Below are 22,743 nucleotides of genomic sequence, written 5' to 3' on the forward strand. Positions count from 1 at the left end.
TCTCGCCGCGCGCTCGCATGCCGCGCGGCCCGACGTGGTGCAAGGACTCGAACTCGATGTCATCGCCTCCGTGACGCTCGGCGGCTGCAGCCTTTTCGGCGGGCGCGGCTTTGTGCTTGGAACCTTGCTGGGGAGCCTGATCATCGGCACGCTGAACAACGGTCTGGTGCTGCTCGGCGTCAGTTCGTCGCTTCAGCTCGTCATCAAGGGCGCGATCATTGTGGCGGCGGTGGCTTTCACGAAAAAATAACGAGGCACGTCGATGACTCGTGATGCAGGAACCATGACAACGTTTCGCATGGTTCCGTGGTGGTGTGGTTAAAACTCAGTACACAAAATCAACGGAGACAAATCATGGATCATCGTCGTTCATCAACTTTCGTTATTGCGCTGACCGGCGTCGTGGCCGCGCTCTGCACCACATACGCGAGCGCGCAATGCGTGACCGGCTTGCCAGTGGCATCGATCGGACCGTCAACCATCGTGGGCCAGGGACCGAACGGCGAAAAGGCTGCATCGGTCGATACGGTCAAGCTCACCGCCGCCGAAACAGACAAGATCAAGGCAGGCAAATACAAGGTCGGCATTTCCATGCAGACCATGAACCTCGACTGGGCGCAATTACAGGTGGCCGGCATCACGGACACGCTCAAAAAATACAACGTGGAAGTGATCGGCGTGGCTTCGGCGGAATATCAGGTCGACAAGCAGATTGCGGATATAGAGAACACCATTCAGCGTCATCCGGACGGCATCATCTCCATCCCCGTCGATGGCACCGCGACCGCCGCCACCTATAAAAAGGTCTCGCAGGCAGGCATCAAGCTCGTGTTCATGGACAACGTGCCAACCGGTCTCAAGCATCCCGAACAATATGCCGCCATGGTTTCCGCCGACAGCGAAGGCAACGGTCAGATCGCGGCCAAGGTGCTGGCGTCGTGCGTGGCGAAGGGCGGTACGATCGGGCTGGTGAATTTTGGCGTCGATTACTTCAGCACGACAGAGCGCACGAAAGCCGTCAATGACTGGATGAAAAAGAACCGTCCGGACATCAAGATCAAGCAGGTCGCGTTCACGGATCCGTCGAAGGTCGGACAAATCGCAGGCGACTTCCTGACCGGCAATCCGGACGTGAAAGGACTTTTTGCGGTATGGGACCAGCCGGCGCTCGACACGCTCACGTCCATGCGCGCGCAAGGTGTGACGATTCCGATGACGACCGTCGACCTGGGTCTCGAATCGGCAATCGAAATTGCGAAGGGCGGACCGCTGAAGGCAACCGGCTCGCAGCGTCCCTACGATCAGGGCGTGGCCGAAGCCATGGCGATGATGAAGGCCATTCTCGGCCAGACGCCGCCTGCATGGATCGGCGTGCAGTCGCTGCCGGTCGTTCAGTCGAATGTGCTCGAAGCCTACAAGACGGTCTTCAAAAAAGACCCGCCGGCCCCGCTTGCGGACGCATGCAAGAAGGCCGCGCCCGCCTGCGGCTGATCACTTGCTGCTTGTGTTGAGAAGGGTCCCGGCAGCGCATCCAATGTGCAATGTGCTGTCGGGCGCGGTGGTCCAACCCGCCAGCGAATGGCGCGTCTTCTTTCACGCTTGATCCACGCATGACCAAGAACGAACGACTGCGCACGCTTGCCGAGACGCTGCGCGAGCAAAGCGTATTGCGCTTGCGTGAAGCCGCAACGCTGCTCGATGTATCGGAGATGACGGTACGTCGTGACATTGCCGCAAGCCCCGGCTTGTTCACCTATCTCGGCGGTTATATTGTTCGGACCTCCGACGTACCCAACCACACAAGCTACACCATCGACGAGGAAAAGGATCATTTCGCCCAGGCGAAGGCCGAAGCTTCCGCAACGGCGGTGCGAATCGTATCGGACAACGAAACAGTTTTCATAGACTGCGGCACGACGCTGACCACGCTTGCGCGCATGATTCCGGAGGACCTGCATCTTACGGTGGTCTGTTATTCGCTCAATATCGCTGAAATCCTGCGCCGCAAATCCAACGTGCGAATGATTCTGCTAGGCGGCGTCTATGCTCCGTCGTCGGATTCGTTCGCGAGCGAGGAAAGCATCGACACACTCAAGCGCATGGGGATCAACAAGGCGTTCATGTCGGCGGGCGGGGTGGATGAAACGCGCGGCGTGACGTGCTGGAACTTCCATGAAGTTGGAATCAAACAGGCTGCAATGGCGAGCGCCGTGGAAAAGCACCTCGTGATCGATACCAGCAAGATGGGCAAGGTCAAGGCCGTGCGCTTTTCACAACTTGGCGACTTTGATTCGTTGATCACCGAACGCGGCCAGACCCGCAGACCTCTGACTGCCTGAGCAGAGCGATTCAGCATGATGTCGCGCTATTTCGCGGACATGCCTGATGGCCGTGCGCGTTTCTACTTTCGATAATCTTTGCACGATCATTAAAATAATATTTTTTTAGAGAAAATAAGTAAGGTTTCATATAACATTTTGTCGGCTTATTGCGGGCCGGCACTTCAGTTGTCGAGACCGTCCCGGTGAGCGAATGCCGACTGCAGCCAGCGGCGCCACGCCACCGTTCAAGTGTCGCGAGACCGCTCGCGCGTGCGTTGACGAACCGCCCAGGCCGCAGTTCTCTTCATAAGAACTCGACAATAAATGGACTCGCCGGAGCACGATGAAACGCCACCCCTCCCTGACTCTCGCAACAGCCCTGTCCGCCGCCACACTTCTGCTGATCTCCTGCGGCGGTGACTCGGACGACAAACAACCTGTCTCCACAACACCCACTCAGAACACGGCGTGTCTCGCCGTGGACAGCAACGGATCGAGCGTTGTCATCGGCTCGAATCTGCCGGGTGATCCCTCGCTCCCGGAAGCGGCTTCGGGTTATCGAACAGGTCTGAAGCCGGTTTATTCCAAGACCTATATGGTCACGACATCGAACGCGTATGCGAGCGCCGCGGGTTGCGGCGTGCTCACGAAAGGGGGCACCGCGGCCGACGCCGCCGTCGCCGTTCAAGCGGTACTGGGTCTGACTGTGCCCGAAGCAACGGGACTGGGTTCGGGAGGCGTGCTGCTCTATTACGACGCGTCGAAGAAAGCGGTACAAGCGTACGACGGCCGCGAGACAGCACCTGACGCTGCCACGGAAAACTACCTTCGTTATGTCGATGACAACAGCGACCATTCCGCGCCGCAACCGAGCGCACGGGCAAGCGGCCGCTCGATCGGTACGATCGGAGTGCCTCGTCTTATCGAGGCGCTGCAGCGCGATCACGGCAAGCTCGCGTGGAAAGACTTGTTCGGCGACGCGATCTCGCTTGCGTCCAACGGGTTTCCTATCGGCGGACGGCTGGCCAGCGCAATTGCATCGAATGCAAGCAGCCTCAAGCGCGACCCCGAAGCCGCGGCCTACTTTTTCAACGCGGACGGATCGCCCAAGGCTTTGGGCACGGTGCTGAAGAATCCCGCGTATGCCGCGACGCTTCAGGCGATGGCGAGCAACGGCGCAAATGCGCTGTACTCTGGCCAGATCGCACAGGACATCGTGACGAAGATCGCGGTGACTACCGGCGCCGATGGATCGAAGATCACGCCGGGCAAGACCACGCTCGCCGATCTCGCTGGTTATCAGGCAAAGGTGCGCGAGCCGATTTGCACGACGTACCGCAGCTACTGGATCTGCGGCATGCCGCCGCCGTCGTCGGGTGGCATTGCGGTTGCGTCCGCGTTGGGGATTCTCGAGAACTTCAATCTCCAGCAGCAAAAGCCGACAGCCATCGATCTTGAAGGCGGCAAGCCCACGGTTCAGGGCGTCCACCTGATTACTGAAGCCGAGCGCCTCGCGTATGCGGACCGCGACAAGTACGTGGCCGATACCGATTTCATCCCGCCACCGGGCGGAACGTGGAACACGTTGCTCAACAAGCCGTATCTGCAGAGCCGCGCTGCGTTGATCAACTTGAACAAGAGCATGGGCACCGCTGCGGCAGGCAACTTCGGCGCGGTTCCGCTTGGCGTGGATAAAACGCTGATCGAACACGGCACGAATCAGTTCACCATCGTGGACGGTAGCGGCAACGTGGTGACGGCGACCACCACGGTGGAGTCGAGCATGGGCTCGTTTCACATGACCAACGGCTTCCTGCTAAACAACCAGCTCACCGATTTCTCCGCGGGCCCGACCGATACCACCGGCGCTCTCGTCGCAAATCGTGTGCAGCCTGGCAAGCGGCCGCGCAGCTCGATGGCCCCGACGCTCGTCTTCAAGATCGCCGCCGATGGATCGAAGGGCGACTTCGTGATGGCGACGGGTTCGCCCGGCGGCGGCACGATTCCGCAATATGTGGTCAAGACGGTTGTCGGCGTGCTCGACTGGGGCCTGGACGCGCAGCAATCGGCGAATCTGGTCGACTTCGGCGCGAGCAATAGTCCGACTACGACGGTAGGCGGCGAGCATCCGAACATCAACACGTCGAACGGCGGCGCGAACGATCCGTTGCTCACCGGTTTGACCGCATTGGGTCATATCGTGTCCACGGCGGCTCAGGCAAGCGGCGTCAATACGATTCTGCGTACGGGCGTGAATCAGTCGAACGTCCTGCAAGGCGGCACCGATCCGCGCCGTGAAGGTGTTGTGCTCGGAGATACGTTCACCCCGTGACCGCTTGCGCGTGCATTCTTTTTATCTCGAATGCACGCGTTTATAGATCAGGCGGAACACCTCACGGAATCAATCCGGCGGCGCGGTAGGCCGCCACCGCCTGGTCAAATAACGCGATGTTTCCCCTGCCTCTAGCGACAAGCTGAGCGCCCTCGATCGCTGCGTATATCGCAAGCGCCTGATGCTGAATCGCCTCTTTGCTCGCCTTGGTTTTCCTGCGGGACAGCACTTCGGCAAGCCATGCGACATTGACACTGATGAAGCGATTCACTTCCGCGCGCACCTCGTCGGGCAAGTCGTCATGCTCCGCAGACATCAGTCCGACAAGGCACATCCGGTTCTCGTTCACTAATGCTGCCCGGAATATCCCCGCATAAGCGTCGATGCACGCGCGCACCGTCCCGGACGACGCGAGTATTTGCTCGAACGCGGCGACGCCGTCTTCTGTATAACGCTGCGCAAGCGCTGCGCCAAGATCGCCTTTCGTCGGAAAGTGATGATGGATGCTCGCGCTGGACACACCGACTTCCTTGCCGATTTCCCGAAAACTCAACGCGTTGTAGCCATTGCTCTGTACCATGAGACGGCCCACGCTCATTATTTTTTCCCGCGTGTCAGTGTTGGCCATGAGGAACATCCTCTATTTGTAATCAAGCTTAATTATATCTCTACCGATAGATAACTCGAGCTGACCCCTTATCTATCGATAGATTGTTGTTGACAGCGCGGTCGCGACGACCTAATCTTCGCTCCACACTTAACCTATCGATAGATAAGGAAACGATCATGAAAATTTACGACACCCCCGGCTTCCCTAATCCGGCACGCATTCGCATCGTCTTGGCCGAAAAAGGATTGGACCCGCAGATTGAGTTCGTCAAAGTGGATCTGTTTGCCGCCGAGCACAAGCAGGACGCCTTCCTCGCCATCAATCCGACGGGTACAGTTCCCGTACTCGAACTGGACGACGGCACATTCATCTCGGAAGGCGTTGCGATCACCGAGTATCTGGACAATCTGGACGGCAACCCTACGCTTACCGGAAAGACACCCAAGCAGAAAGCAGTGATTCATATGATGCAAAAGCGTGCGGATGATCAGTTGATCGATGCCATCGGCATTTACTTTCATCATGCAACGCCGGGGCTCGGCGATCGCTTGCTGGCTTATAAAAGCCCAGAGTGGGCGCACCGCAAAGAATGGGGCGAGCGCCATCTCGACAAGTTCGTGCGCGGCATGCGCTACTTCGACAGCGTGCTGAAAACACAGCCCTACATAGCGGGCAATGAATTTTCAATGGCCGATATCACCGCCTACGCGGCACTTTTACACGCCGGTTTTGCAAGCGTGGCCATTCCGGATGATTGCACCGCACTCTCGGCGTGGCAGGCGAAAATCTCGGAGCGGCCCAGCGTCAAGAATCGCAGCGGGCAAGCGTAAATTTCCGGCTTGAACTGTTCGGCGGTTTATCTCTCCGATCGATTCGCACTGGATCTATCGGAGATTTTGTTTTTCAAATTGCTGCGGTGCGAACCGGATATCCACGACTAAGCGACCTGCAGCACGTTGATCGCTCGCTTGGCAACAAACGACCCCGTGTTGCGACCGTACTCCGCCATATGGGCAGACGCGGCGTGAGCCTTGAGCGCGTCAATACTTTCCCAGCGTTCGATGACCAAGAAAGTATCGTCCCCCAGAGGGGTCTGGATTGCCCCGGCACCAGGTACATCGATCACGGCCTCATAACTGATACATCCTTCTTCTGCCAGGACAGCCGGCTGGTTCTTGCTGAACAACGCAAGAATGTCGGCGCGTTGACCGGGGTTCGCGGTGATGGTGGCAATGACGTGGATCATCCAATCTTCTCCGAATTAAATTAGGGCAAGCGCTGAATGATAATCCGGATCTCGCGCATGCATTCACCTATGCCCGGCGGCTAGTCCTTCGGTAAGCTCCGCAAGATCGCCCTGACCGGGCTTGCGTCGAGCGTGTTCAGCTTCAACGGCAGCGCGATCAACTCATAGGTGCCATTGGGAACATCATCGAGGATCAGACCTTCGAGGATCGCCATCTTGTGCGCGCGCACGCGGTGATGCGCGTCCATTGTCTTCGACTCTTGCGGATCGAGCGACGGGGTATCGACTCCTATCAGCCTCACGCCACGCTCAGCGAGCCAGTCGATCGCATCGGCCGAGATGGCGGCGAACTCGCTGTCCCATTCAGCCGTCGGCGCCTTTGCATAGGTCCGGATCAGTACACGTGGAGCGAGTTGCAACTGCGCGCTACGTACTGCCGATTCGATCTCTTCGACACTGACATGCGAACCCCGTGGCTTGATCGCAAGGACCAGACACTCTCCCAGATACACATCCAGACCGACTGCGCCAATGGCGGCGCCGTCCTGGTCATAGTGCAACGGCGCATCGGCGTGTGTGGCGGTGTGAGGCGAGAGCGTCATGCGTCCGACATTCACGGGTGAACCTGCCTCCATCTTCCAGACTCGTTCGAGCGTGACAGGTGTATCGCCGGGCCAGACAGGCGTGTTCGAATCGATGGGAGCGCTGATGTCGAAAAGTCGTTGAGGCATGAGTTTTATCCGTTTGTATTCATGCCAATGTTACGAGAAAGCCGCTGGTGATTGGTGTCAAAGCGAAGGTTGATAAGGAAGTCACGTCGAATAAAAATCGGTTTGCGCCAACAAACATACAAAATGATGCTTTTCTAATACGCGCTTCATCTTAGTGCGATTGAATGCCTTGCTCTGGTGCATAAGTACATGTGGTTTACTACAGCCGCTTTGTGTTGCTACACTTGATTCACTCGTGGCCGCTTCACTGGAGAGTTCGACATCATGTCTTACATCAGCGTCGAGATCAGGGCCTACGATGAAACACGCAAAGTGATCACCGTTGCGTTCAGCGAGAAGTGGCCCGTGGCATTGTCGTCAGCAGTGATCGCCGAGCTGACGCTCGAAGATTGCGACACCATCGGCCGTGATGGCGAACTCGAGCACTCCGGTTTGACCGAAGATGAAGCATGCGTCTTGCGCATGTTGTTCGAGGATGAAGGCACAATCGAAGATTGCCTGACCGATCCAAGGAGACTGATCGGGCTCGTGAACGAGATGGATGAATGAATTCATAAGAACGGTGAAATAGCCGTGCTTACGCTCGGCACGAGACAATCAAATGACAACATACGATGTCGTTGTTCGCGACATTCCAGCAATGACCGTAGTTTCCGTCGATCACACCGGACCCTATATCCAGATCAGCAAGGCGTTTGATTCGCTCGTCGGCTGGCTTGCAGGCCATGACCTGCTGTCGCCGGAGATCCGCATGGCGGGAATCTATTACGATAATCCGAAAGTCGTTCCGGAATCCGAACTAAGATCCAAGGCATGTGCAGTGCTGCCGCGCGAAGTCGAAGTTTCTCCGCCCGTAGGTTTGACGCAGATACGCGGCGGCCAATACGCGGTGCTGCTTCACAAGGGACCATATAGCGAGATGCATGCGGCATATGAGTGGCTGTACGGACCCTGGCTTACAGGGTCAGGACGCGAAGCCGCCGATGCCCCTTCGTTCGAAGTGTATCTGAACAGTCCGAAAGATACGACGCCCGCTGATTGGCTCACGGAGATTTGCGTGCCGCTGCTTTAGGCATCCTTGCGCAAGGCAAGTATAAGGAAATCGATAAACGCTTTTACACGCGCCGTGGTCTGCAAGTGCTGCGGAATAACCGCATAGATGTCCGCGCCGGGCGTGCGATATTCCGGCAGCACATGCACGAGCCTGCCATCGTGCAGATAGTCCGCTATATCCCACTCCGCACGCAGCAAAATGCCGTGCCCTTCCAGCGCCCATTTCACCGCGATCTCGCCATCGTTGGTTGTCAGGTTGCCACGCACGCGGACACTCTCGGTCTTCTCGGCGGCACCGTGTCCACTGATCAGGCGCCAGATACCGTAGCCATCGTCGCCCTGGCGTATGCCGATGCAATTGTGCTGGACCAGATCGTCAGGCATTTGCGGAATCGGACGGTCCGCAAAATAAGCAGGCGCCGCGCACAACAACCGGCGATTGGGCGCAACTTGTCGGGCGATGACACGCGCGTCGGGCGGCTCGCCAAAGCGCACGCATACATCGAAGGCATTTTCGCTAAGCGCCGGCGGATCAACCGATAACTGCAACTGGACATCGACCTCTGGATAGGCACGTACGAATCGCGAGATTGCCGGCGCGATATGACTTCTGCCAAAACCCAGCGTTGCATTGACACGCAGTAACCCGGTTGGCGCAGCGGAAGCGCCACCGAGCAATTGCGCAAGCTCATCCATTTCGGTCAGGATGCGGCGCGCCCGCGACACGTAAATCTCGCCTTCGGGCGTCAGGCTCATGCGCCGCGTGGTGCGGCTCACCAACGCAACGCCAGCTCGGGTTTCCATTTGCGCGAGATGTTTGCTTACCGCCGCCGTACTCAATCCTAATTCGCGGGCTGCCGCTGTCAGGCTGCCGCTGCCCGCGAGTATCGAAAAAAAGCTTAAGTCTTCTGCCTGGATTGGAGAGGTCATCGTTATTCCGCATCACTTGGCAAACCGCGAGAAGAAAAGGATTCTTAACTTCAGGTTAAGAACGATTTAAGTCTAGCAGCGTTTAGCACACGCTTTTGCGCTTTAGGATGCGTTAGACGTTTAATCCGCCAAGAGATGAATATGAAGAATTACCGTATCGCGACCATTCCCGGAGACGGAATTGGCAAGGAAGTCGTCCCGGCCGGGCAAGAAGTCCTTGAAGCGCTAGCCGCGCGTACTAACGGATTCAAATTTGAATTCGAGAACTTCGGCTGGGGCGGGGATTACTATCGGGCACATGGCGTGATGATGCCGCCCAATGGCCTCGATGCGCTTCGCGACAAGGACGCGATTCTTTTCGGTTCGGCCGGAGACCCAGACATACCCGACCACGTCACGCTGTGGGGTTTGCGTCTGAAAATTTGCCAGGGCTTCGATCAATATGCCAACGTGCGTCCAACGCGCATTCTTGCCGGTATCGATGCCCCGCTCAAACGCTGCGGGCCGAATGACCTTGACTGGGTGATCGTCAGGGAAAATTCCGAGGGCGAATATGCAGGTATTGGGGGGCGTGCGCATCAGGGTCATCCAATAGAAGTAGCCACCGACGTTTCCATCATGACGCGCGCCGGCGTTGAACGCATTCTGCGTTTCGCGTTCCGCCTGGCAGCGTCACGTCCCCGCAAACTGTTGACTGTCATTACCAAGAGCAATGCGCAGCGCCACGCCATGGTGATGTGGGACGAGATCGCGCTGCAAGTCTCGAAGGAGTTCCCCGAAGTAACCTGGGACAAGGAACTCGTCGATGCCGCGACCGCGCGCATGGTCAATCGCCCCGCCACGCTCGATACCATCGTGGCCACCAACCTTCACGCCGATATTCTCAGCGACCTCGCCGCAGCACTCGCTGGCAGTCTCGGCATTGCACCGACGGCCAATCTCGATCCGGAACGACGTTACCCGTCCATGTTCGAGCCCATCCATGGCTCCGCGTTCGACATCATGGGAATGGGCCTCGCCAATCCGATCGGCACGTTCTGGTCCGTCGTGATGATGCTCGAGCATCTCGGCGAAATGGACGCGGCCCGCACCGTGATGAATGCAATTGAACGCGTGATGGCCGACCCTGCGCTGCATACCGGTGACCTGGGTGGCAAGGCCACGACGCGCCAGGTGACCGATGCCGTCTGTGCCCTGCTTGCATCGCATGAAACGAATGCGCCGCAGACAGCTTGAGCCTGCGGGCGCGTAGGGGTTGACCCCTTGCGCGCAATGATCGCGAGCTCTGTGTAGACTTGATGAGTCAGGAAAATGACAGCGACCGCGTGCATTCAAACACCTCATGACCGTTCACGGTTTTCGAGGCAAAGTACAAGGAGACACCCAATGTGGTTTGTCGGAAAAAGCGAATTGCTTTCGCTCATAGAACGTCACTGTCTAGATGAGGTCATGCCTGCATTTAGCGAGCATCGGACCGTGCGGAAAAATACGACGATTTATCGGCCGGAAGATTCGAGCAATCACGTCTATTTGCTCAAGAGCGGCAGCGTGCGGCTCTTCAGGCTGACCGAGGACGGGCAGGAAATCACGCTGTCGTTCATCAAGGCAGGCATGTTGTTCGGAGACGGCGACGTGCTCAACGAAGCCAACTATTCGCATCATGCGCAGACGCTTGCGCCAAGCATGCTTTGCTATATCCGCAAGCCTGACTTCAAGCACCTGCTCGCACGCTATGACGTCATCAACCAATTTGTTTTGAAAAGTCATTACCGCCGGTGGCAGGAAGCGCAGCAGCTCATAGAGAACCTGTCGCTGCACGATGTCCGCAAGCGGCTCACGAATATCCTCGTGATGTTCGCCAACCAGATCGGCGTGGAATTCGACTATGCCGATGCGGGTGATTCGGTGCTCATCGACCTGTCGATTCCGCAGGACAAGCTCGCCGAGTTCATTGGCACATCGCGCGAATCGGTCAACCGGCATTTCAACGATCTCAAGGCCGACGGGCTCACCGCCATGCATGAACGCAAGATCGTGCTGACGCCGCTTTTCGTGGCGCGCTATCTGCCGCATAAGGCAACGCCCGCACAACACATTTCGCCGACGACATTTGCAGCGCCGCCGTCCCCGTTCAGTTCGCAATATGTCAAAGCGCCGCTAGCGCGCGTTTGACCGCCTCAACGCCGCTGCGCGGACTGGACAGAACCGGTACGCGCAACGCGCCGAGCGGAGGCACCAGACGCGCCATGGAGACCTGCGCGAGCACCACGACGTCGACCTCGTCGGCAAGCGCCGCGATCGTCTGCTTCAGGATTTCATCGTGGCGTGCGCCATCTCCGGCAAGCAACGCCTCGAACGCGCCCTCCGCGATCCGCTCGGTCACATCAACAGTACGGCCGAGTTCCTCCGCCTTGCGCCGAATGAGGCGTACAGTCGGGTCCAGCGTTGTCGATACGGTCGCCACCACGCCGATACGCCGGCCGATTGCGCTGGCTTCTTCGGCCATCGACTCGTCGATCTTGATTATTGGCGTTCGGATGAACCCCTTCAGCGAATCCGACGCCTCACCCACCGACGAACATGCGTTGAGAATGACGTCCGCGCCCATCGCCTGCGCGTTCGACATGTAGCTATAGATTCGGCTCGCAACTTCCGGCGTCAGATGTCCGGCCGCGCGGACGTCGTTCAGCAAGCTGTCGTCCATGATGTTGATGATGCGGGCGCCGGCGATCAGTTCGTTGAGTTGCTCCTTGATCGGCAAGACGGTGACGGGTCCAGTATGGATCACAGCTATCGTAGTCATGGCTTTTAATGGTTGGTTCGTTGGGGAATTTCATGCCGTTGCTGCCGCCATCACGCGTTCCTGGGTCGCTTCGGCGCGGTTCATTTCGCCGTTCAGTCGCCCTTCACGCACGATCAGGATCCTGTCGCTAACGGCGAGCACTTCAAGCAAATCGGACGAGATCACAATGATCCCGATGCCTTGCGAAGCGAGACGCGCGAGCAGCGCATGCACTTCCGCTTTAGCGCCTATGTCGATGCCGCGCGTGGGTTCATCGACGATCAGCACCTTCGGATTGCGTGCAACCCATTTCGCGATGACGATCTTCTGCTGATTGCCGCCACTCAGGTTGACGACCTTCTGCTCGGTACTTGGGGTCTTGATGCCAAGACTTCGTACGAATTGCTTGCAGCTCTCGTCTTCCTTTGCGCGCTGCAAGAACTGGAAAGGCGAATAACGTTTGAGATGCGTGAGGCTGAAGTTTTCGCGCACGCTCATTCCGAGAACCAGTCCTTGCGCCTTGCGGTCCTCCGTCACAAAGCCGATGCCATGTTCAATCGCATCATGGGGATTGCGGATGCTCACGCTCTTGCCGTCGACGGCGATACTTCCCGTGCACGGACGAATGCCGAAGATCATCTCCATGATTTCCGTGCGCCCTGAGCCCACCAGTCCCGCAACTCCGAGAATTTCCCCACGATGCAGCGTGAAGTTGATATCCCTGATCCGCGCCTCGGCGCCCTTTGTTGCGCGCAAGGACAAATCGCGAACCTCCAGCACGGGAACCCCGGTTGCGTGCGAACTGGCTGAACCGGGATACAGGTCGCTCAGTTCTCGATCGACCATCATGCGAACCAGCGAATTGCGCGTAACTTCCGCAATGGGCGAAGTATCGACGGTACGGCCGTCGCGTAGAACGGTCACGTGGTCGGCGAGTTCGAATATCTCCTCGAGCCTGTGCGAGATATAAACCACCGCAATGTCCCGCTCGCGCAGCCGCTTGATCAGTTGCAGCAGGGTGCGTGTCTCGTGATGACTGAGCGATGCCGTCGGCTCATCCATGATGATGACTTTCGACTGATACGCGAGCGCCTTCGCAATCTCGACCATCTGCTGCTGTCCAACGCTCAATTCGCTGACACGCGTTGACGGATCGACATCCAGCTCGATGGTCTCGAGCATCGCCCTGGCCTCGCGCTCCATGCGCGGCCGGTCGAGCAACCCCACTCGGTTGAGCGGCTCGCGCGCGAGAAAAAGATTCTCAGCCACGCTCAGGTTTTCAACGACTGACAGCTCCTGATAAATGATACCGATACCAAGCGCCCGGGCATGATTGCCATCGCGCATCTCGATCTCATTGCCTTCTATCAGGATCTTGCCGCCGGGGTCAGGGGCGTAGACGCCCGTCAGGATTTTCATGAGCGTGCTCTTGCCCGCCCCGTTCTCTCCGGCAAGCGCGAGCACTTCGCCTTGCCGGATTTGAAGGTTCACGCCATCGAGCGCCTTCACTCCGGGAAAGGTTTTGGAAATCGCGCGCATTTCCAGGAATGGCGTTGCCATGACGTTCCCTTTGCTTATTTCGTGTAACTGCCCATGTTGTCCTTCGTCACTACCGTCACGCCTGTATCGATATCTTTGGGCGCCTCGCCCTTTCCCTGGATCTGCGCGACCAGGTTATCGACAGCAAGCGAGCCCATGGTGACGGGACGCTGGACCATGATCCCTTGAATGGAACCATCCTTGAGCGCCTTGAGCGTGTCGGGGAGATCATCGAATGCCAGGACTTCGAGCTTGCCTTTCATCGCGCCGAATTCCTTGGTGTTGAGCACCTTCGACACCGCCGGGCCGCCCACCTGACTCACCCCGAAGATTCCCTTCAACTGCGGATGCGCACGCAAGGTGGTCTCGGTAACCGAAACGCCTTTTGCAAGATCGTCTTCTGTTCCCTGCGTCTCCACGATCTTGATGCCCGGATACTTCGCCAGGCCCTTCTTGATGCCCGCAATGCGCTCGTTCAGGTTCACCGCGCCGAGTTGACCAGTGATGATCGCAACCTCGCCGTTGCCGTTCAGCGCTCGGCCCATGGTCTCGGCCATCGTCGCGCCGGCCGATTCGTTGTTCGTGCCGATGTACATGGAACGTCCGCTCTTCGGCGAATCCGAGTCGAACGTCAACACCTTGATACCACTTTGCTGTGCGCGCTTCATCACGCTTTCGACTGACTTGGGTTCGTTGACGGAAATGGCGATGCCATCCACGTGCTTCGAAATCAGGTCTTCGATGATCTTGACCTGCGTGGAGCCCTGCGTGTTTTGCGGCACGACCCATTGATACTTCACGCCCAGCTTGTCGGCGGATGTCTGCGCGCCTTTATTGCAGTCATCGAAGAAGGGAACCGCCACCTTCGGCACCACGGCGACGGAGATATCCTTTGCGTCCTTGGCGTTTGCCGATGCACCCATAGAAAGCGCAACCGTCGCCACGGCCATGCTCATCACGCTGCGAAATGCTTTATCCATTTTCGTCTCCAAAGGTCTAGTTTTTAGTGGTGAAACAAAGGTTGGGAAGCGATGGTCTCAACGTCCCTTTCGGCGCACGCGCCAGATATCGATGCTGACCGCGAGCAGGATCACACAGCCGGTAATGGCCTGCTGCGCATAGGTATCGATGTTCAACAGCACCACGCCGTTCGTGATGATCCCGGCAAGCGCCGCGCCAATGATGGCGCCCTCCACGCTGCCCGCACCGCCGGAAAGACTCGCACCGCCAATGGCTGCTGCGGCGATCACGTCCAGCTCGGCGCCAAACCCCGAAGCCGGTTCCGCCGATACAAACCGCGAGAAACTGACGACGCCTGCAATGGAGGCGATGAGACCCGACAATGCATAGACGATGAACTTGACGCGGAACGTACGCACGCCGCTGAGCCGCGCCGCCATTTCATTACCGCCGGTGGCATAAACATGCCGGCCGAAGCGCGTTTGCCGCATCAGCACAGAAAAGCAGAGGGTCATGACAATCATGATGATCACGGGAAACGGTACGAATCCCACATACCCCTGCCCGATGAACGTGAAACTGTCGGGAACATCGGGCGTGACCGGTACGCCCTTCGTGATCATGTACATCAGGCCACGTCCGATGCTCAACGTCCCCAGCGTGGCAATGAATGGCGGCAATTGAATCCAGGTGATCAGCAAACCGTTGAAGCAGCCAACCGCGAGTCCCACCACGAGCCCCGCGATCACCGCGACCACAGGACCCGCGCCGTGCTGGAAAGCCAGCGCAGTCACGAGCGATGAAAGCCCCATCACCGATCCCACAGACAAATCGATCCCGCCGGTGATGATCACGAGCATCATGCCTATTGCCATGATGGCGATCAGCGAGAACGACCTGAACACGCCCATCAGGTTGTTCGTAGTAAGGAAATAAGGGGAAAAGATGCTGATCAGGATTCCGACAAGCAGCAATACGGAGAAGATGTTCAGCTCGCGGATCTTGAGCAGGCCGCGCAACGTGGCGGTAAGTCCCGACGATTGCCGGTGCGGATCTTCTTTGGACGATATTGCAGCCACCGATGTCTCCTTGTTCTGATTCTGGTTTAGAAGGATCGTAGGCGGCGCAAGGTTGGCGAGTCTGTGACGGGCGTCATACATGTGCATCGGGGTTGTCCCTGATGCGCGGCATCGTGAGACTATGAAGTTCGTCACAGACGCTGCGTGCGGGCCTCTGTACCATGCATCTCAAGGTGACGTCCCTATAAAACCAGATCAGGAGCACGAGACATGACGAAGCGAGTAATAGTGACCGGCGGCAGCGGGCTGGCCGGCAAATGGGTTGTTGAGGATCTTGTCGCACACGGCTACGAAGTGTTGAACCTCGACCGCGTGCCTATGGCAAAGCCTATTGCGCGAACGCTGATCACCGATCTGACCGACGCGGGCCAGGTGTTCAATGCGCTTGCGTCGACGACCGTGCTCAAGGAATTCGAGGACGACATCGAGCCCAAGCCTATCGATGCAATCGTCCACTTCGCTGCGATCCCGCGGATCCTGATCGTGCCCGACAACGAGGTCTTCCGCATCAACGTGATGGCGACCTACAACGTGCTCGATGCGGCGTCGAAGCTCGGCATCAAGAAAGTGATCGTGGCTTCAAGCGAGACCACGTACGGCGTAGTGTTCGCGCACAGGCATCGCAATCCGGAGTATTTCCCCCTGGACGAGGAATATCCTGTCGATCCCATGGACAGCTACGCCATGTCAAAGGTGATCAACGAAGTCACAGCAAAGGCTTTCCATGCGCGCACCGGCGCGGATATCTACTGCTTCCGGATTGGCAATGTACTGGACCCTGTCGATTATCAGAAATTCCCGACATGGCTCAAGGACCCGGGTCTGCGCAAACGCATTGCATGGAGTTATATCGATGGACGCGATCTGGCGACGGCGTGCCGGCTTGGCATCGAAAAAGACGGGCTCGGCTTTGAAGTGATGAACGTCGCGGCCGATGACGTTTCATCGGACCGGCCGACCGCCGATTTGCTGAAGGAGTTTTATCCGGGCGTGCCGGTGAAGAAGCAAATGGGAGAGTTCGAGACGCTGCTTAGCAACGACAAGTTGAAGCGCCTGCTTGGCTGGCAGCAGCAATACAAATGGCGTGAGCAAGTCGCGCTTTAAGTGCGTTGGCCGGGGATCCGCACTCAAAGCGCGATCCCCGGATTACCGGTCCTAACCTTTCCTGAATGCGCGTATTACATCGGCGAAACTGTTGTCGGCGCTCAAGCCCAGTTTCTCACCGCGTGAGACGTCCCACGCGCCAGGCCAGCTTCCCACGATCTTTTCAATCTTCGGATCCGGCTTCCAGTCGATCAACGCAGCCACCTCTTCGCCTGCCACTTCCTTCAGCGCATCGACCATTTCAGTCACGCTGACCGACAAACCAGGCAGGTTGACCACGGGCCAGAGACCCAGCGCGGCCTGATCGAGTTCGCACCCTGCGATCAACGATTCAATCGCCTGTTGCGGCGACAAGAGCCACAAACGGGTATTGCCGTTCACCGGACATACCGCGCGTTCGCCATTCAGCGGCTCGCGAATGATGCCGCTCGCAAACGATGAAGCCGCGGCGTTGGGCTTGCCTGGCCGCACGCTGATGGTAGGCAGGCGCAGGACACGCCCATCGACAAAACCACGCCGCGAGTAATCACACAGCAGCAATTCTGCGATCGCTTTCTGCGTGCCATACGATGACTGCGGATTCAGCGCGGTATCGTCGCGAACCACATCAGGCAGCACGCCGCCATATACCGCCACGGAGCTCGTGAACAACACGCGCGGCGCATGGCCGAGGGTCCGGCATACATCGAGCAGCAATCGCGACGCATCCAGATTGATGCGCATGCCAAGTTCAAAATCCGCTTCCGCTTGACCGCTGACAATCGCGGCGAGATGGAAGATCGCGTGCGTATCGGTGGTGATGCAGCGTTCCAGCACGCTTCTGTCCGCGATATCGCCCGTCTCGGCGCGTACGCGCTTATCGTCGAAATCGGGCGCGCATACCACGTCGAGCAACGTGAGGCTGGCAATCGGCTTGCCCATCAGCGTGCCGCGTTCGAGGAGGCCGCGTGCGAGCCGCTGGCCCAGAAAACCGGCGCCGCCGGTAATGAGAATGTTCATGGCTTCACTCACGCACGTTGCAGATAGGGTTTGATCCAGGCCAGGCCATCCGACGTAGCCGCTTTCGGCCGGTACTCGCAGCCGATCCAGCCGTCATAGCCCAGCGAATCGATAAGATCGAAAAGATACGGATAATTCAGTTCGCCAACGTCCGGCTCATTGCGATCCGGCACGCCCGCAATTTGAATATGCCCGATGCCCGCGTTCGCACGTTTCATGTCGCGCTTGAGCTTCACGGCAAGGTCGCCTTCGACGATCTGGCAGTGATAGCAATCGAACTGCACCTGAAGGTTAGGCGCACCGACTTCAGCGCAGATCGCCTGGGCATCGTCTTGACGGTTGAGAAAAAATCCCGGGATGTCGCGTGTATTGATCGGCTCGATGACCACCTTGATACCCGCTGAACGCGCCGCGCCTGCAGCACGTTCGAGGTTCTTCAGATAGACCGCACGATGTTCTTCGCGCGGCTGCTCGGGCGTGATCAACCCGGCCATCACGTGCAGCGTCTTGTTGCCGAGCACGGCGGTGTATTCCAGGGCTTTATCAAGCGAACGCGCGAACTCTTCTTCGCGTCCAGGCAACGACGCAATCCCGCGCTCGCCAGCCGCCCAGTCACCGGGCGGCGCATTAAACAAGGCTTGTTTCAGGCCGTTTTCGTCGAGACGCGCCTTGATATCGGCGGCCGGGAAGTCATACGGGAACAGGAATTCCACAGCCTTGAAGCCATCTTTCGCCGCGGCAGCGAAGCGATCGAGGAAGGCGTGCTCGGTGTACATCATCGTGAGATTGGCGGCAAAACGGGGCATGGCAATAAACTCCTTTTCAGTTCAGCGATTCACGAGCTTGGCCGGCACGAGCCATGTGGCAATGGCGCCGATCACCAGCATGGCCGCAAGTACATACATGCCGCTCGCGGTGCTGTGCGTGAGGTCCTTGAGATAACCGATCATGTACGGGCTTGCAAAACCGGCGAGATTACCGATCGAATTGATGACCGCGATACCGGCTGCTGCCGCCGCACCTGACATGAACGCCGTAGGCAACGACCAGAACAGCGGCGCGCAGGTCAGTACGCCGGCGGCGGCGACAGACAACGCAATGATCGATATCGCTGTATTGCCTGCAAACGATGCCGCAACCGAAAAGCCAACCGCCGCTGCAAGCGCGGGCACGATCAGATGCCAGCGGCGCTCCCGGTGTTTATCGGCGCTATGGCCCAGGATGTTCATCACGACGATTGCCACCAGGAACGGGATCGCGCTCAACAAACCGATGTTGAATGCCCCGGTCACACCGGTTGATTTGATGAACGTCGGCATCCAGAACGTGAGGCCGTATTGCCCTGTCACGAATGCGAAGTAGATCAGCGACATCCACCAGGTGCGGCGATCGGCGAAAAGCGCGCGCAGCGAATGTTTGGTGCTGTCGCTTGCGTGTTGCGGCTGCGTGCTGATTTCGTGTTCCAGCAGGCGCTTTTCCGGTTCTGTCAGCCACTTCGCGCTGCGGATGTTGTTGTCGAGATAAAGAATGGTCGCAATGCCGATCAGCAACGCCGGGACCGCTTCAATGAGAAACATCCATTGCCAGCCTTCGAAGTGCCGGCTGTCGGAGAAGGTTTGCATGATCCAGCCGGACAGCGGATTGCCGAAGATGCCCGCAACCGGAATAGCCGACATGAATACCGCGATGATCTTCGCGCGCCGGTGCGATGGAAACCAGTACGTCAGATACAGGATCACGCCCGGGTAAAAACCGGCTTCAGCGAGACCCAGGAGAAAACGCAAGATGTAGAACTGCGTGGGCGTCTTGACGAACACGAAAAGCGCGGAGAGGATGCCCCACGTAATCATGATCCGCGCAATCCAGATGCGTGCGCCGATCTTGTGCATCAATATATTACTTGGCAGTTCGAACAGAAAATAGCCAAGAAAAAACACACCCGCACCCAGTCCAAATACCGTCTCGCTAAAACCGAGATCCTGGGACATCTGCAGCTTGGCGAAGCCCACGTTCACGCGATCCAGATAAGCGACCACATAACACAGCATCAGAAACGGCACGATGCGCCAGAAGACTTTCTTGTAAGTGCTCGCGAGTTCCTTATCGTCGTAACGGGCTGCTGCGGGCGCGCGTGTACCGCCCGGCGGCACGGCTTGTTCAGGGGTCATGCTTGTCTCCAGGATTCAAGTTGGGTGATCAGACCCGCTTCGCTACCATCGCGCGTTGAAGGTCTTGCGTAAGTCATCGATGGCCGCTTCTTCGAGCGGCTCAGGAAGAGGTGCATTGGTCGAAAGCGCCAGCATCCAGAGACGCGCGGTTTCCTCGAGTTCTTCCAGCGCATAAGACGCGTGGCTGACGGATTTTTCCCACACGACAGGGCCGAGCCGTTCCAGCAGCACGGCACGCACCTTCGATGCGAGCGCCGCGACTTCTTCCGCTACAGCCGGATCGCCCGGGCGCCGGTAAGCAATCAGCGGCACGTGTCCAACTTTCATCACGTAGTAAGGCGTGAGGGGCGGCAGCACGTCCTCGTTGCGCCAGACACCGGCGAGCGTCAATGCAACGAGATGCGTTGAATGGGTATGGACCACGCCGTGTGCGTCGCTATTGTTCTCGTAGATCTTTCTGTGCAAGGCGAGCGTCTTGGAGGGCTTGCCGCCCGACACGTGATTGCCGGCATTATCGACCTTGGCGATATCCGCGGGGTCGAGCCGGCCGAGGCAGGCGTCGGTCGGTGTGATGAGCCAGCCGTCGTCAAGACGTGCGCTGATGTTGCCGGCGCTGCCGACGGTGTATCGACGCTCATACAGACTTGCGCCGGTCTCGCAGATCTCTTCGCGAATGCGGGTTTCACCGGTCGCCATCAAGCTGCTCCGTCCAAAGCCTTCAGCGCCTTCACGAAGAAATCCTTCGTGCCGAAGTTGCCGGATTTCAGTGCGAGGCCGATCGGTTCATCGCCGATGGATTGTGTCGCCGGCACGCCAGGATCGATCTGCGCGCCAATGCGCAATGACTTCACACCCAGCGCCTGGACCACGGCGCCCGATGTTTCTCCACCGGCGACCACGAACTTGCGCACGCCGGCATCGCGTAGCTTTGCTGCAATCGACGCCAGCGCCTGCTCGACCAGATGGCCCGCTTTGTCCACGCCGAGTTCCTTCTGCACGGCCTTCACTTCATCGGGCGTGGAGGTGGCGTAGATCAGCACGGGTTCGTCCGAACGCTCCGCGGCGAATGCGAGCGCTTGTTCGACGACGGATTCTCCACGCGATAATGCAAGCGGATCGATGCGAAAGCCCGGTTTGTTCTCGCGCCAATACGCAACTTGTTCATTGGTCGCCTTCGATGCACTCCCCGCCAGTACCACCGATCTTCCTTCGATCGACGGTAACTCGGATGCATGCGTGGCCTCAGCCAGCAGATTTGCTGCATGGAAGTTGTGCGGCAAACCGAGCGCGATGCCCGACCCGCCCGTGATCAATTTCAGCTGCGCACATGCTTCGCCGAGTACGTAGAGATCGGCGTCGGAAATAGCATCGGCGATGGCAAGACGCACGCCCTCGATTTTCAGCGCGGTGATCTTCTCGCGCACCGCCTGCGCGCCTTTTGCGATCACGTCATACGCGATCAACCCGACCTTCGACTTTGTCTGGCGCTGCAACACGCGCACGAGGTTCGGGTCCGACATGGGCGTAAGCGGATGATTCTGCATGCCCGACTCGTTCAACAGCACATCGCCGACAAACAAATTCCCGCGATAGATCGTGCGGCCGTTCTCGGGAAACGCGGGACATGCAATGGTGAAGTCGTCGCCGAGTGCGTCGAGCAATGCGTCCGCAACGGGGCCAATGTTGCCTTCATCGGTGGAATCGAAAGTCGAGCAGTACTTGAACAAGAACTGCTGGCAACCCTGGGCGCGAAGCCATTCGAGCGCGGCCAGCGACTGCGCAACTGCATCCGCTGCGGGAATCGTGCGCGACTTCAGCGCGACGATCAGCGCGTCGGCTTCGATCTCCGTATTCGATGCAGGGATGCCAATGGTCTGAACCGCGCGCATGCTGCTGCGCACGAGCATATTGGCGAGATCGGTTGCGCCGGTGAAGTCGTCGGCAATGCAGCCAAGCAGGGCGTTCGTCATTACTTCTCTCCTTTCGGAAGGTCGATGCCCGGAAAAATCCTGATGACCGCCGAGTCGTCCTCGCCGCCATGACCGGCTGTGGAAGCCATCATGAACATCTGATGCGCTGCAGCGGACAGCGGCAGCGGGAATTTGGACGCACGCGCGGTATCGAGTACGAGGCCGAGATCCTTCACGAAGATATCCACGGCGGACAGCGGCGTGTAATCGCCGGCGAGAATATGCGGCACGCGGTTCTCGAACATCCACGAGTTGCCGGCGCTATGCGTGATGACGTCATAGAGCGCGTCAGGGTCCACGCCTTCGCGCAGGCCAAGCGCCATGGCTTCGGCGGCCGCGGCAATATGCACGCCGGCAAGCAACTGGTTGATGATCTTGACCTTCGATCCTTTGCCGTGGGTGTCACCCAGCCTGTACACCTTGCCCGCAATTGCCGCGAGCACGTCTTCGCAGGCAGCGTACGCGGCAGCGGGGCCGGAGGTCATCATCGTCATCTCGCCTGAGGCGGCGCGTGCTGCGCCGCCCGACAGGGGCGCATCCAGCATCTGCAGACCGGCCGCTTCCACGCGTTTTCCAAGCTCGATTGCAAACGCGGGCGACACCGTTGCACATGCGAGCACCGCGCCGCCGGGTTTCATCGATACAACCGCGCCCGGTTGCGCGTTTGTGCCGAACAACACGGTCTCGGTCTGCGCTGCGTTGACTACAACGGTGACCACGACTTCGCACTGGCTGCCCAACTCAGCAGGCGTCGCGCAGGCAATCCCGCCTTCGCCTGCGAAGGCTTCGAGCACTTGAGTGCGGACATCGCATGCATGCACCTTGAAGCCTGCGCGCAGCAGCGAGCGCGCCACGCCCAGACCCATTGCACCCAAACCGATCACGCCTACGTTTCTGGACATTTCGTAATCCTTCTGAT

Annotated in this window: 23 protein-coding genes and 1 pseudogene; 10 read left to right on the forward strand and 14 right to left on the reverse strand. The window is 58.4% G+C overall.

The window, feature by feature from the left end; genetic code table 11:
- The 4 genes from ACRXB1_RS05295 to ACRXB1_RS05310 form a co-directional block, all read left to right on the forward strand.
- A partial coding sequence (locus ACRXB1_RS05295) for an ABC transporter permease (protein ID WP_449491351.1) occupies nt 1-250 on the forward strand: 250 nt, incomplete at its 5' end.
- 104 nt (nt 251-354) lie between these two features.
- Entirely contained in the window at nt 355-1,491 is a 1,137-nt protein-coding gene (locus ACRXB1_RS05300; RefSeq protein WP_174363144.1) for a substrate-binding domain-containing protein, read from the forward strand.
- 119 nt (nt 1,492-1,610) lie between these two features.
- Entirely contained in the window at nt 1,611-2,339 is a 729-nt protein-coding gene (locus ACRXB1_RS05305; protein WP_086381227.1) for a DeoR/GlpR family DNA-binding transcription regulator, read from the forward strand.
- Nucleotides 2,340-2,664: 325 nt separating this feature from the next.
- The gene (locus ACRXB1_RS05310) at nt 2,665-4,653 is read left to right on the forward strand and encodes a gamma-glutamyltransferase family protein (protein WP_449491352.1); all 1,989 of its coding nucleotides are present in this window, start codon (nt 2,665-2,667) and stop codon (nt 4,651-4,653) included.
- Nucleotides 4,654-4,714: 61 nt separating this feature from the next.
- Here the strand turns inward: ACRXB1_RS05310 and ACRXB1_RS05315 are convergent, their stop codons facing one another.
- Nucleotides 4,715-5,281, reverse strand: coding sequence for a TetR/AcrR family transcriptional regulator (locus tag ACRXB1_RS05315; RefSeq protein ID WP_086386549.1), 567 nt, complete (start codon nt 5,279-5,281; stop codon nt 4,715-4,717).
- A gap of 158 nt (nt 5,282-5,439) precedes the next feature.
- On the opposite strand from ACRXB1_RS05315, the gene ACRXB1_RS05320 reads away from it, so the two are divergent.
- Nucleotides 5,440-6,093, forward strand: coding sequence for a glutathione S-transferase family protein (locus ACRXB1_RS05320; RefSeq protein ID WP_174362396.1), 654 nt, complete (start codon nt 5,440-5,442; stop codon nt 6,091-6,093).
- Between the two features lie 107 nt (nt 6,094-6,200).
- On the opposite strand, the gene ACRXB1_RS05325 is transcribed toward ACRXB1_RS05320, so the two are convergent.
- Together ACRXB1_RS05325 and kynB are read right to left on the reverse strand one after the other, a co-directional pair.
- The gene (locus tag ACRXB1_RS05325) at nt 6,201-6,509 is read right to left on the reverse strand and encodes a putative quinol monooxygenase (protein ID WP_062003408.1); all 309 of its coding nucleotides are present in this window, start codon (nt 6,507-6,509) and stop codon (nt 6,201-6,203) included.
- A gap of 80 nt (nt 6,510-6,589) precedes the next feature.
- Nucleotides 6,590-7,228 (reverse strand): annotated as a pseudogene (kynB, locus tag ACRXB1_RS05330) (arylformamidase); the annotation flags it as partial.
- 276 nt (nt 7,229-7,504) lie between these two features.
- On the opposite strand from kynB, the gene ACRXB1_RS05335 reads away from it, so the two are divergent.
- Together ACRXB1_RS05335 and ACRXB1_RS05340 are read left to right on the forward strand one after the other, a co-directional pair.
- Complete coding sequence (locus ACRXB1_RS05335; protein WP_062003410.1) at nt 7,505-7,789, forward strand: hypothetical protein; 285 nt, start codon at nt 7,505-7,507, stop codon at nt 7,787-7,789.
- Between the two features lie 52 nt (nt 7,790-7,841).
- Nucleotides 7,842-8,312: an AraC family transcriptional regulator gene (locus ACRXB1_RS05340; RefSeq protein ID WP_449491353.1), complete on the forward strand. Its 471-nt coding sequence runs from the start codon at nt 7,842-7,844 to the stop codon at nt 8,310-8,312.
- Here ACRXB1_RS05340 and ACRXB1_RS05345 read toward each other — a convergent pair.
- Nucleotides 8,309-9,223, reverse strand: coding sequence for a LysR family transcriptional regulator (locus ACRXB1_RS05345; RefSeq protein ID WP_174362399.1), 915 nt, complete (start codon nt 9,221-9,223; stop codon nt 8,309-8,311). The two genes, ACRXB1_RS05340 and ACRXB1_RS05345, sit on opposite strands and share 4 nt — an antisense overlap.
- Before the next feature lie 141 nt (nt 9,224-9,364).
- Between ACRXB1_RS05345 and ACRXB1_RS05350 the strand changes: the two genes are divergently transcribed.
- Together ACRXB1_RS05350 and ACRXB1_RS05355 are read left to right on the forward strand one after the other, a co-directional pair.
- Nucleotides 9,365-10,459, forward strand: coding sequence for a tartrate dehydrogenase (locus tag ACRXB1_RS05350; protein ID WP_449491354.1), 1,095 nt, complete (start codon nt 9,365-9,367; stop codon nt 10,457-10,459).
- A 150-nt stretch (nt 10,460-10,609) separates the two neighbouring features.
- Nucleotides 10,610-11,395 (forward strand): Crp/Fnr family transcriptional regulator, encoded by a 786-nt coding sequence (locus ACRXB1_RS05355; protein WP_062171635.1) that lies wholly within the window; start codon nt 10,610-10,612, stop codon nt 11,393-11,395.
- Here the strand turns inward: ACRXB1_RS05355 and ACRXB1_RS05360 are convergent.
- The 4 genes from ACRXB1_RS05360 to ACRXB1_RS05375 form a co-directional block, all read right to left on the reverse strand.
- The gene (locus tag ACRXB1_RS05360) at nt 11,370-12,026 is read right to left on the reverse strand and encodes an aspartate/glutamate racemase family protein (RefSeq protein ID WP_449491355.1); all 657 of its coding nucleotides are present in this window, start codon (nt 12,024-12,026) and stop codon (nt 11,370-11,372) included. The two genes, ACRXB1_RS05355 and ACRXB1_RS05360, sit on opposite strands and share 26 nt — an antisense overlap.
- A 30-nt stretch (nt 12,027-12,056) precedes the next feature.
- Nucleotides 12,057-13,565 (reverse strand): sugar ABC transporter ATP-binding protein, encoded by a 1,509-nt coding sequence (locus tag ACRXB1_RS05365; RefSeq protein ID WP_449491356.1) that lies wholly within the window; start codon nt 13,563-13,565, stop codon nt 12,057-12,059.
- 14 nt (nt 13,566-13,579) lie between these two features.
- On the reverse strand, nt 13,580-14,500 hold the full coding sequence (locus tag ACRXB1_RS05370; RefSeq protein ID WP_449491366.1) for a sugar-binding protein: 921 nt from the start codon (nt 14,498-14,500) through the stop codon (nt 13,580-13,582).
- Between the two features lie 81 nt (nt 14,501-14,581).
- Complete coding sequence (locus tag ACRXB1_RS05375; protein ID WP_062003745.1) at nt 14,582-15,583, reverse strand: ABC transporter permease; 1,002 nt, start codon at nt 15,581-15,583, stop codon at nt 14,582-14,584.
- A 210-nt stretch (nt 15,584-15,793) separates the two neighbouring features.
- Between ACRXB1_RS05375 and ACRXB1_RS05380 the strand changes: the two genes are divergently transcribed.
- Nucleotides 15,794-16,687 (forward strand): NAD-dependent epimerase/dehydratase family protein, encoded by an 894-nt coding sequence (locus tag ACRXB1_RS05380; RefSeq protein ID WP_062171641.1) that lies wholly within the window; start codon nt 15,794-15,796, stop codon nt 16,685-16,687.
- A 51-nt stretch (nt 16,688-16,738) separates the two neighbouring features.
- Here the strand turns inward: ACRXB1_RS05380 and denD are convergent, their stop codons facing one another.
- Genes denD through ltnD form a run of 6 tightly spaced genes read right to left on the reverse strand, consistent with a single transcriptional unit; the run spans nt 16,739 to nt 22,726 of the window.
- Nucleotides 16,739-17,686: a D-erythronate dehydrogenase gene (gene denD, locus ACRXB1_RS05385; RefSeq protein WP_449491357.1), complete on the reverse strand. Its 948-nt coding sequence runs from the start codon at nt 17,684-17,686 to the stop codon at nt 16,739-16,741.
- Nucleotides 17,687-17,694: 8 nt separating this feature from the next.
- Nucleotides 17,695-18,492: a 2-oxo-tetronate isomerase gene (gene otnI, locus ACRXB1_RS05390; RefSeq protein WP_449491358.1), complete on the reverse strand. Its 798-nt coding sequence runs from the start codon at nt 18,490-18,492 to the stop codon at nt 17,695-17,697.
- 21 nt (nt 18,493-18,513) lie between these two features.
- On the reverse strand, nt 18,514-19,854 hold the full coding sequence (locus ACRXB1_RS05395) for an MFS transporter (RefSeq protein ID WP_449491359.1): 1,341 nt from the start codon (nt 19,852-19,854) through the stop codon (nt 18,514-18,516).
- A 42-nt stretch (nt 19,855-19,896) separates the two neighbouring features.
- Entirely contained in the window at nt 19,897-20,550 is a 654-nt protein-coding gene (gene otnC / locus ACRXB1_RS05400) for a 3-oxo-tetronate 4-phosphate decarboxylase (RefSeq protein WP_062171648.1), read from the reverse strand.
- Nucleotides 20,550-21,824: a 3-oxo-tetronate kinase gene (gene otnK / locus ACRXB1_RS05405; protein ID WP_449491360.1), complete on the reverse strand. Its 1,275-nt coding sequence runs from the start codon at nt 21,822-21,824 to the stop codon at nt 20,550-20,552. The genes otnC and otnK overlap by 1 nt, the downstream gene beginning before the upstream one ends.
- Nucleotides 21,824-22,726, reverse strand: coding sequence for an L-threonate dehydrogenase (gene ltnD, locus ACRXB1_RS05410; RefSeq protein WP_449491361.1), 903 nt, complete (start codon nt 22,724-22,726; stop codon nt 21,824-21,826). The genes otnK and ltnD overlap by 1 nt, the downstream gene beginning before the upstream one ends.
- Nucleotides 22,727-22,743: the final 17 nt, after the last annotated feature.

This window comes from Caballeronia sp. M23-90 (assembly GCF_053574605.1).

Excerpts from the sequence above, each read along its gene's own strand:
- ACRXB1_RS05300 (WP_174363144.1), top strand. The coding sequence starts at position 355 with ATGGATCATCGTCGTTCATCAACTTTCGTTATTGCGCTGACCGGCGTC.
- ACRXB1_RS05305 (WP_086381227.1), top strand. The coding sequence starts at position 1,611 with ATGACCAAGAACGAACGACTGCGCACGCTTGCCGAGACGCTGCGCGAG.
- ACRXB1_RS05310 (WP_449491352.1), top strand. The coding sequence starts at position 2,665 with ATGAAACGCCACCCCTCCCTGACTCTCGCAACAGCCCTGTCCGCCGCC.
- ACRXB1_RS05315 (WP_086386549.1), bottom strand. The coding sequence starts at position 5,281 with ATGGCCAACACTGACACGCGGGAAAAAATAATGAGCGTGGGCCGTCTC.
- ACRXB1_RS05320 (WP_174362396.1), top strand. The coding sequence starts at position 5,440 with ATGAAAATTTACGACACCCCCGGCTTCCCTAATCCGGCACGCATTCGC.
- ACRXB1_RS05325 (WP_062003408.1), bottom strand. The coding sequence starts at position 6,509 with ATGATCCACGTCATTGCCACCATCACCGCGAACCCCGGTCAACGCGCC.
- ACRXB1_RS05335 (WP_062003410.1), top strand. The coding sequence starts at position 7,505 with ATGTCTTACATCAGCGTCGAGATCAGGGCCTACGATGAAACACGCAAA.
- ACRXB1_RS05340 (WP_449491353.1), top strand. The coding sequence starts at position 7,842 with ATGACAACATACGATGTCGTTGTTCGCGACATTCCAGCAATGACCGTA.
- ACRXB1_RS05345 (WP_174362399.1), bottom strand. The coding sequence starts at position 9,223 with ATGACCTCTCCAATCCAGGCAGAAGACTTAAGCTTTTTTTCGATACTC.
- ACRXB1_RS05350 (WP_449491354.1), top strand. The coding sequence starts at position 9,365 with ATGAAGAATTACCGTATCGCGACCATTCCCGGAGACGGAATTGGCAAG.
- ACRXB1_RS05355 (WP_062171635.1), top strand. The coding sequence starts at position 10,610 with ATGTGGTTTGTCGGAAAAAGCGAATTGCTTTCGCTCATAGAACGTCAC.
- ACRXB1_RS05360 (WP_449491355.1), bottom strand. The coding sequence starts at position 12,026 with ATGACTACGATAGCTGTGATCCATACTGGACCCGTCACCGTCTTGCCG.
- ACRXB1_RS05365 (WP_449491356.1), bottom strand. The coding sequence starts at position 13,565 with ATGGCAACGCCATTCCTGGAAATGCGCGCGATTTCCAAAACCTTTCCC.
- ACRXB1_RS05370 (WP_449491366.1), bottom strand. The coding sequence starts at position 14,500 with ATGAGCATGGCCGTGGCGACGGTTGCGCTTTCTATGGGTGCATCGGCA.
- ACRXB1_RS05380 (WP_062171641.1), top strand. The coding sequence starts at position 15,794 with ATGACGAAGCGAGTAATAGTGACCGGCGGCAGCGGGCTGGCCGGCAAA.
- denD (WP_449491357.1), bottom strand. The coding sequence starts at position 17,686 with ATGAACATTCTCATTACCGGCGGCGCCGGTTTTCTGGGCCAGCGGCTC.
- otnI (WP_449491358.1), bottom strand. The coding sequence starts at position 18,492 with ATGCCCCGTTTTGCCGCCAATCTCACGATGATGTACACCGAGCACGCC.
- ACRXB1_RS05395 (WP_449491359.1), bottom strand. The coding sequence starts at position 19,854 with ATGACCCCTGAACAAGCCGTGCCGCCGGGCGGTACACGCGCGCCCGCA.
- otnC (WP_062171648.1), bottom strand. The coding sequence starts at position 20,550 with ATGGCGACCGGTGAAACCCGCATTCGCGAAGAGATCTGCGAGACCGGC.
- otnK (WP_449491360.1), bottom strand. The coding sequence starts at position 21,824 with ATGACGAACGCCCTGCTTGGCTGCATTGCCGACGACTTCACCGGCGCA.
- ltnD (WP_449491361.1), bottom strand. The coding sequence starts at position 22,726 with ATGTCCAGAAACGTAGGCGTGATCGGTTTGGGTGCAATGGGTCTGGGC.